A 6,918-nucleotide genomic window follows, 5' to 3' on the forward strand; every position below is an offset into this window, starting at 1 on the left:
AAACCGTTCGGGCCCTCACTCCACCCCGTAGAGCCGCAGAAACGTCTCGACCCCGTCCCGCACGAGCTCCTCCACCTCTGCGGCCTGCAGCGGCAGCGCCCCGTAGTACGAATCGATCATGACGGCGCCGCCCAGGAACAGGCTCAGATGCCTGGTCGCCCGGGCGGCGTTGCTCTCGTCGACGGCAAGACGGCCCTGCTGCCCCGCCTCCAACAGATATGCCTGCAAGGCGAGTTGCGTGGAGTCCGGCCCGATGCTCTGCCATTCCGCCAGCACGTCGGCGGGCAGCCGCGGCCCTTCGGGGATGATCTGCCGTACGAGCGCGAAGTGTTCGGCGTGCACCTCGCGTTGCCGTGCCCAGTCGAGGCCGAGGTCGAGCAGATCCTCGTAGGGCTCACGGAACTTGTGGAAGTGGCGGTCGAAGAGCGCCCGGGTCGCCGCGGTGACCGCCTCCGCACTCTCCAGGAGGACCGCACGGAACAGGCTCTCCTTGCCGCCGAAGTGGTTGTACAGCGTGCGACTCGAGACCCCCGCCTCCGCGGCGATCGCGTCGATCCCGGCCCGGGTGTACCCCTCGCGCCCGAAGACGACCCGGGCGCCGCGCATCACGGCCTGCCGCTTCTCGCCACTGCCCCCGCGCGGGCGCCCCCGCCGGGCCCCCTCGCTCGCGTCCGCCATCAGGTGCTCTCCTTCGCCTCACACCACCGTCGCCGTACTCCAGTACTCCAGTACTCCATGATCCGCCACCTGCGGATCACTGTCAGGCACGCACCCACGCACCAATAATTACAATGTCTATTGTAATTACTACAACGATCGCTGTACTTTATCGTCATGACTACCGAACCCGACACTCCACCTCCCGGGGGCCGCCCCACCCTGACCCTCGCCGTCGTCCTGCTCGGCCTCCTCACCCTCCCCATGGCCATGTCCGGCACTTCCGTCGCCCTCCCGCGGATCGGCGCGGACCTCGACGCCTCCGGCGCTGCCCTCAACTGGGTGGTGGCCGGCTACTTCCTGGCCGCCTCCTCCTTCATGCTCGTCGCCGGCTCGCTCGGTGACCTCTTCGGACGGCGACGGCTCTTCGCCTCCGGCGCCGCCGTCTACACCCTCGGCACCCTCGGCTCCGCGGCCGCCCAGCACATCGTCGTCCTGGACGCGGCGCGCGTGGTCTGCGGCATCGGAGCGGCCGGTGTGATGGCGAGCGGCGGCTCGCTGCTCGCGGTCACCTTCCACGGCGCCGCCCGCGCCCGCGCGTTCGCCATGCTGGGCACCACCGCGGGCGTAGGCCTCGCACTCGGCCCGACCCTGGCCGGCTGGATCGTCGACGCGCTCGGCTGGAGGGCAGGCTTCCTGGCCTTCGCCGCCATCGGACTCGTGCTGTTCACCGGCAGCCTCCTGCTGCCGGAATCGCGGGCCGCCGTACGACCCCGGGTCGACAAGGCCGGCGCGATCACCTTCATCAGCGGACTCGCCCTCGTCCTCTTCGCCGTCACCCAGGGCTCGAAGGAAGGCTGGCTCTCACCGGCGACGGTCGGCCCGCTGGCAGCCGGAGCCGTACTGTTCACCGCGTTCGTCCGGATCGAGCGGCGTACCGAGCACCCCATCCTCGACCTCTCCCTGACCGGCAACCGCGCCTTCATCGCCTGGCCCATCGGCGTCTTCGGCCTCGGCGCGGCGACCACCGCGGTCCTGGTCTTCCTGCCCACCTACCTGCAGGCCACCAGCGGATTCACGGCGCGCGACGCCGGACTCGTCCTGCTGCTGCTCAGCGTGCCGATGCTCGCGCTGCCGCCGCTGGGAGCACGCCTGGTCAACCGCGGCGTCCCCGCCCGCCGCCTGCTCGTCACCTCACTACTGCTGCTCGCCGCCGGCAACGTCTGGCTCGCCACCATCCACCCCGGCATCACCTACCTCGGCCTCGCCGGCCCGCTCATCACCCTGGGCGCCGGCTCCGGCCTCTCGGTCGGGATCGTCGACGCGCAAGCCCTCGGGATGGTCGAGACGGACCGCTCCGGAATGGCATCCGGCTTCCTCAGCACCGTGCGAGGCGGCACCGGAGCCGTCATGCTGACCCTCTTCGGCGCCCTGCTCCTGGCCGTACTCGAAGCCCGCGTCGGCTCCCCGGGGACGGCCGCCCGCATCGCCGCGGGCACCGCCCGCACCCCGGACGCAGGCGCCGACTTCACCGCATCGCTCCGCATCGCCTTCTGGTCCGTCGCCGCCCTCACCCTGGCCCTCGCGGCCCTGGTCCACGTACTCCTGCGCCACACCGGCCGCCAGGGAGCCGGACCGGACTCGCCCGCAGTCCTCAGGCCTACGGCCGACGCAAGCCACGGACGCACAGCCGCCACGTCCCGGCCGTGACAACCAGCCCGTTCACCCCTGCGACCGCCCGGCCACCATCTCCAACTCCCGCGCCCCAGAGCCAACTTCAGCGGCCCCGGAAACCGGCACCGACTCCCCCGTGAGCTCGAACCCGCACTTCGCATACGCCGCCCGCGCCCGCCCGTTCTCCTCATGCACGAACAACCGCACCCGCTCCACCCCCTCCACCGACCGCGCCCACCCCTGCGCAGCCTCGAACAACTCCGCAAGCACCCCACGCCCGCGATACTCCGGCCGCACATACACCGCCACCAACTGAGCGCTCCCGGACGGGATCTCGTCCCCCAAGACACTCACCTCCCCCGCCTTCTCCACAAGCACCACCACGGACCCCGCCCACACCCCGTCGTCCGTCTCCGCCACGAACTGCCGCACATCCGTGCCGCTCGCAGCCCCCTCCGCCCGCGCCTGCCAGAACGAATCCGGCTGCGCCGACGCGCGCTCGTACGTCTCCAGGAACGCCACCGGCGCCGCCTCGTCACGCAGGGAAGCAAGCCGCAGCTCCCTCACCCGCTCCCACTCCTCGCCGCGTACGGCACGAACTCGCATCACCATCCTCCGATGCTCACCCCCACCCCACACCAGCGCAACGCAATTCCCCGGCCCCGGAAACCCGGCCCAGACCCCCGACCCCGCCCACCGAACCCTGAGACCACACCCCGCCCCTGGATACCCCGGTACTACGCCCCCACCCCACCTCCCACCCCCAGTCCGACGATCCGCCCCCACCCCCACGCCAGCATCGAACCCATGATTCGGGCTCACGGACTGACCAAGCGATACGGCGGCAGGAACGCCAAGACCGCCGTCGACGACCTCACCTTCGACGTACACCCCGGCACCGTCACCGGCTTCCTCGGCCCCAACGGCGCCGGCAAATCGACCACCCTGCGCATGCTGCTCGGCCTGGACACCCCCACGCACGGCCGCTCCACCATCGGCGGCCGCGCCTACGCCGCACACGCCGCACCGCTCCGCGAGGTCGGCGCCCTCCTCGAGGCCCGCTCCGTCCACCCCGGACGTACCGCGTACCACCACCTCAGGGCACTCGCCCACACCCATGCCATCCCCCGGGCCCGCGTCGACACCGTCCTCGACCTCACCGGCCTCCACGACGTCGCCGGCAAACGCGTCAAAGGCTTCTCCCTCGGCATGGGCCAGCGCCTCGGCATCGCGGCAGCCCTCCTCGGCGACCCGGACACGGTCATCCTCGACGAACCCGTCAACGGCCTCGACCCCGAGGGCGTCCTGTGGATCCGCAACCTCCTCAAGTCCCTTGCCGCGCAAGGCCGCACGGTCCTCGTCTCCTCGCACCTGATGAGCGAGATGGCCCTCACCGCCGACCACCTCGTCATCATCGGCCGCGGCCGCCTGCTCGCCGACACCACCGTCGACGCCTTCGTCCGGGCATCGGGCGCGGACACCGTACGCGTCGTCACCCCCGAGCCCACGGCCCTCGCCCAGCACCTCACCGCACCCGGCATCTCCGTCACCCCGACCGGGCCCGACACCCTCGAGATCCACGGCACGAACGGCGAACACATCGGCCGCACCGCCGCCACCCACCACATCCCGGTCTTCGAACTCACCCCGCAGACCACGTCGTTGGAACAGGCCTTCATGGACCTCACCCGGGACTCCGTCGAATACCAGGCAGCCGAGGCGCCCCGCACGTCCACCCCGACAGGAGCAGCCGCATGACCACCACGACCCAGGCAGCACTCCCCGCCTCCAGGTCCACCCACCGCGTCACCACCGCCCGCGTCCTGCGCTCGGAATGGCACAAGCTCCGGACGCTGCGCTCCACCTGGATCACCGTCGGCTCCGCCTGTGCGACCGTCCTCGCCATCGGCATCCTGATGGGCGCCACCTACGAGACGGGCGGCGGCGACGGCGACGTGGACACCGTCGTACTGACCCTGATCGGCAGCCAGTTCGCCCAGTTCTTCCTCGCGGTCCTGGCCGTTCTGATGATCGCCGGCGAGTACGCGACCGGTATGATCCGCGCCTCACTCAGCGCCGTCCCCCGCCGCCTGCCCGTCCTGTGGGCGAAGGCCGGCGTCTTCGCGGCCGTCTCGTTCGCGGCGATGTCGGCCACCGCCTTGCTGACCTTCGGTCTCACCCAGCCGCTGTTCTTCCAGGACACCGACCAGGCAGCGGCGTTCAGCGACCCCGGCGTCGCACGCGCCCTCTTCGGCACCGCCGCTGCCCTCACCCTGCTCGGCCTGCTCGCCCTCGGACTCGGCGGCGTGCTCCGCTCCGTACCCGGCGCGATCGGCGCCTTCATCTGCGGAGTCCTCGTCCTCCCGGAAGTCCTCGCCATGCTCCCGTACGACGCCGTCGAAACCGCCTCGCGGTACTTCCCGCCCAAGGCCGCCGAAGCCCTCTCCAGCGCCGAGCACCTGCCGGACGCCGCCTCCCCCGGCGCGGCCCTCCTCGCCCTGACCCTCTGGGCCGCCGCCTCCCTCACTGCCGCGGCCCTGCTCCTGCGCCACCGCGACGTCTGATGCCCGCCCCGCCGACTGTACGAAGATGAACCCGTGACGGACACCGAGCGTGCGCCCAACCCCCTCACCCCCGAGCCCACTTGGGCCCCTGACGCCCCCGCCCTGACCCGTTTCGTCCAACACCGGATCAACCGCCTGCGCGCCTTCGACGGCCGCCACCCCGCCGTATGGGACCTGCTGCTCACCGCCCTGTGCGTACTGATCGCCGTCACGGACTTCGCGGGCGGCGGCTGGCGCACCATCGCCGCGAGCACCCACGCCCCCACCGCGCTCCTGCTCTGCGTCACCCTCACGTTCTGCGTCCCCCTGCTGTGGCGGCGCAGCCATCCGCTGACCGTCCTGACCGTGATGGCGGTCGCGTCGTTGGTCAACAGCTGGACCGGCGCGATCCTGCAGTACTCCCTCCTCCAGCTCCTCGTCGTCTACAACCTCGCGCTGCGACGCCCCCTCAAGCAGCTGGCCCCGGTCTTCGTCCTGCTCGCCGTCCCCCTGACCATCGGCGCCATCCGCTACCACCAGGTCAGCTGGGACCAGCAGGTCGTCCCCACCCTCTGGACAGCCGCCATGACCGCCCTCGTCGCCCTGGCCGTGAGAACCCGCCGCGACTACACCGACTCCCTCAAGGAACGCGCCCGCCAGCTGGAAGTCGAACGCGACCAGCAGGCCCAACTCGCCGCCGCGGCCGAACGCGCCCGTATCGCCCGCGAGATGCACGACATCATCGGTCACAACCTCTCGGTCATCACCGGCCTCGCCGACGGCGGCGCCTACGCGGCAGGCAAGAACCCCCAACGCGCCGTCCAGGCCCTCGATGCCATCGGCACCACCAGCCGCACCGCCCTCACCGAACTACGCCGCCTCCTCGACGTGCTCCGCGAGACCCCGCCCGACGTCGACAAGCACCCGAGAGCCCCCACCCTCGCCCCACAGCCGGGCCTCTCCGACCTCCAGTCCCTCGTGGACCGCGTACGCGCCGCCGGCCTACCCACCCGCCTCACCGTCACCGGCGACCCCGGCACCACCCCGGCCGGCCTCCAACTCACCGTCTACCGCATCGTCCAGGAAGCCCTCACCAACACCCTCAAGCACGCCGGCCCCCAGGCCACCGCCCACGTCCGCGTCTCCTACGACAACGGCGTCACCGTCACCACCACAGACACCGGCACCACCCGCCATCCGACCCCGGAGGGCCGGGGCCTCACCGGCATGCGGGAGCGAACCGATCTCTACGACGGCACACTTGAGTCCGGCCCGCTGCCCCGGGGCGGCTGGCGCATCCACCTCCACATCCCCGAACCGACCGGACTCCCCCAGGAGGACACGGCCCCGTGACCACCGTGCTCATCGTCGACGACCAGCCCATGCAGCGCTTCGGCTTCCGCATGCTCCTGGAGAGCCAGGACGACCTGTCCGTGGCGGGCGAAGCATCGGGCGGCTCGGAGGCCGTACGCGAAGTCGATCGCCTCCACCCCGACATCGTCCTCATGGACATCCGGATGCCGGGCCTCGACGGCATCGAGGCCACCCGCCGCATCGTCGCCGCCGGCGCTCGCACCAGGGTCCTCATCCTCACCACGTTCGACCTCGACGAATACGCCTACGCGGGCCTCCGGGCCGGCGCCTCCGGCTTCCTCATCAAGGACGCCCAGCCGGAGGAGCTCCTCGCAGGCATCCGCGCCGTCGCCTCAGGCGACGCGGTCGTCGCCCCGAGCCTCACCCGCCGACTCCTCGACACCTACGCCGGCCACCTCCCGACCGGCCGACCAGACGACGACACCCTCACCCCGGATCCCCGCCTCACCTCACTCACGGAACGCGAACGGGAAATCCTCACCGTCGTCGGCCAGGGCTGGACGAACCTCGAGATCGCGGCCCGCTTCCACCTCGCAGAGTCCACGGTGAAAACCCACGTCGGCCGCATCCTCGCGAAGACCGGCGCGCGCGACCGCGTCCAGGCGGTCATCCTGGCGTACGACTGCCGCCTGGTGACCCCCAACTGAATCCTGAAAGCTGCCCCAGAAAT

At 71.3% G+C, this 6,918-nt stretch carries 7 protein-coding genes; 5 read left to right on the plus strand and 2 right to left on the minus strand.

Annotated elements, in window-relative coordinates; genetic code table 11:
* Nucleotides 1-15: 15 nt before the first annotated feature.
* On the minus strand, nucleotides 16-678 hold the full coding sequence (locus tag DSC45_RS23680) for a TetR/AcrR family transcriptional regulator (protein ID WP_119293928.1): 663 nt from the start codon (nucleotides 676-678) through the stop codon (nucleotides 16-18).
* Between the two features lie 156 nt (nucleotides 679-834).
* Between DSC45_RS23680 and DSC45_RS23685 the strand changes: the two genes are divergently transcribed.
* Entirely contained in the window at nucleotides 835-2,367 is a 1,533-nt protein-coding gene (locus tag DSC45_RS23685) for an MFS transporter (RefSeq protein ID WP_119293929.1), read from the plus strand.
* Between the two features lie 12 nt (nucleotides 2,368-2,379).
* On the opposite strand, the gene DSC45_RS23690 is transcribed toward DSC45_RS23685, so the two are convergent.
* Nucleotides 2,380-2,943, minus strand: a complete 564-nt coding sequence (locus DSC45_RS23690) for a GNAT family N-acetyltransferase (protein ID WP_119293930.1) — start codon at nucleotides 2,941-2,943, stop codon at nucleotides 2,380-2,382.
* A 195-nt stretch (nucleotides 2,944-3,138) separates the two neighbouring features.
* On the opposite strand from DSC45_RS23690, the gene DSC45_RS23695 reads away from it, so the two are divergent.
* The 4 genes from DSC45_RS23695 (at nucleotide 3,139) to DSC45_RS23710 (ending at nucleotide 6,895) form a co-directional block, all read left to right on the plus strand.
* Nucleotides 3,139-4,089, plus strand: a complete 951-nt coding sequence (locus DSC45_RS23695; protein WP_119293931.1) for an ATP-binding cassette domain-containing protein — start codon at nucleotides 3,139-3,141, stop codon at nucleotides 4,087-4,089.
* Nucleotides 4,086-4,895 (plus strand): ABC transporter permease, encoded by an 810-nt coding sequence (locus DSC45_RS23700; RefSeq protein ID WP_119293932.1) that lies wholly within the window; start codon nucleotides 4,086-4,088, stop codon nucleotides 4,893-4,895. Before DSC45_RS23695 ends, DSC45_RS23700 begins: the two co-directional genes overlap by 4 nt.
* A 102-nt stretch (nucleotides 4,896-4,997) precedes the next feature.
* A complete protein-coding gene (locus DSC45_RS23705; RefSeq protein ID WP_240434802.1) occupies nucleotides 4,998-6,227 on the plus strand; it encodes a sensor histidine kinase in 1,230 nt (409 codons plus the stop codon).
* Nucleotides 6,224-6,895: a response regulator gene (locus DSC45_RS23710; protein ID WP_119293934.1), complete on the plus strand. Its 672-nt coding sequence runs from the start codon at nucleotides 6,224-6,226 to the stop codon at nucleotides 6,893-6,895. Before DSC45_RS23705 ends, DSC45_RS23710 begins: the two co-directional genes overlap by 4 nt.
* The last annotated feature ends 23 nt before the right edge of the window (nucleotides 6,896-6,918 follow it).

Source organism: Streptomyces sp. YIM 130001 (assembly GCF_003574445.1).
GTDB lineage: Bacteria > Actinomycetota > Actinomycetes > Streptomycetales > Streptomycetaceae > Streptomyces.

Bases quoted from the DNA above. Each gene is read 5' to 3' on its own strand.
- DSC45_RS23680 (WP_119293928.1), bottom strand. From the start codon at position 678: ATGGCGGACGCGAGCGAGGGGGCCCGGCGGGGGCGCCCGCGCGGGGGC.
- DSC45_RS23685 (WP_119293929.1), top strand. From the start codon at position 835: ATGACTACCGAACCCGACACTCCACCTCCCGGGGGCCGCCCCACCCTG.
- DSC45_RS23690 (WP_119293930.1), bottom strand. From the start codon at position 2,943: ATGGTGATGCGAGTTCGTGCCGTACGCGGCGAGGAGTGGGAGCGGGTG.
- DSC45_RS23695 (WP_119293931.1), top strand. From the start codon at position 3,139: ATGATTCGGGCTCACGGACTGACCAAGCGATACGGCGGCAGGAACGCC.
- DSC45_RS23700 (WP_119293932.1), top strand. From the start codon at position 4,086: ATGACCACCACGACCCAGGCAGCACTCCCCGCCTCCAGGTCCACCCAC.